Origin of the sequence: Flavobacterium wongokense (assembly GCF_021608265.1) — a bacterium.
GTDB lineage: Bacteria > Bacteroidota > Bacteroidia > Flavobacteriales > Flavobacteriaceae > Flavobacterium > Flavobacterium wongokense.
This window is the reverse complement of the sequence record NZ_JAKIHP010000022.1, coordinates 1-909: the sequence shown is the minus strand read 5'-3', so window position 1 is coordinate 909 and position 909 is coordinate 1. Positions and strand designations below refer to the sequence as shown.

At 47.4% G+C, this 909-nt stretch carries 1 protein-coding gene; it reads left to right on the top strand.

All coding sequences use genetic code 11. From position 1 onward, the window contains the following. Window positions 1-909, top strand: a 909-nt coding sequence (locus L1S31_RS14845) for an HYR-like domain-containing protein (protein ID WP_236465563.1), incomplete at both ends; no start/stop codon positions are given.

The following is a 909-nucleotide window of genomic DNA, read 5'->3' as shown; positions in this document are numbered from 1 at the left end:
AACAGCTCCAACTTGGACTACTGCTGCAGGTTCGCTTAACGCAACTGTAGAATGTAGCGATCCAGCTGCTCTAGCTGCTGCTCAGGCTCAGTTCCCGGTAGCTGCTGACGCATGTGATGCTGATGTTTCTGACATCATAAAAGTATCTGGTCAGTTTGTAGCTTCTGCTAACTGTGCTAATGCCGGTTCTTATACAAATACATGGACAGTAACTGACGCTTGTGGTAATGTTTCTGCAACATTTACTCAGGTAATCAACGTTCAGGATACAACAGCTCCAACATGGACTACTGCTGCTGGTGCGCTTAACGCTACTGTAGAATGTAGTGATGCTGCAGCTCTTACTATTGCTCAGGCTCAGTTCCCGGTAGCTGCTGACGCATGTGATGCTGATGTGACAAACATCGTGAAAGTTGCTGGTCAGTTTGTAGCTTCTGCTAACTGTGCTAATGCCGGTTCTTATACTAACACTTGGACAGTAACTGACGCTTGTGGTAATGTTTCTGCAGTATTCACTCAGGTAATCACTGTTCAGGACACTACTGCTCCAACATGGACTACTGCTGCAGGTTCGCTTAACGCTACTGTAGAATGTAGCGATGCTGCGGCTATTGCTGCGGCTCAGGCTCAGTTCCCGGTAGCTTCTGACTTATGTGATGCTGATGTGACTAACATCGTGAAGGTTGCTGGTCAGTTCGTAGCTTCTGCTAACTGTGCTAATGCCGGTTCTTATACAAATACATGGACGGTAACTGACGCTTGTGGTAATGTTTCTGCAACATTCACTCAGGTAATCAACGTTCAGGATACAACAGCTCCAACATGGACTACTACTGCTGGTGCGCTTAACGCAACTGTAGAGTGTAGCGATGCTGCTGCTCTAGCTGCTGCTCAGGCTCAGTTCCCGGT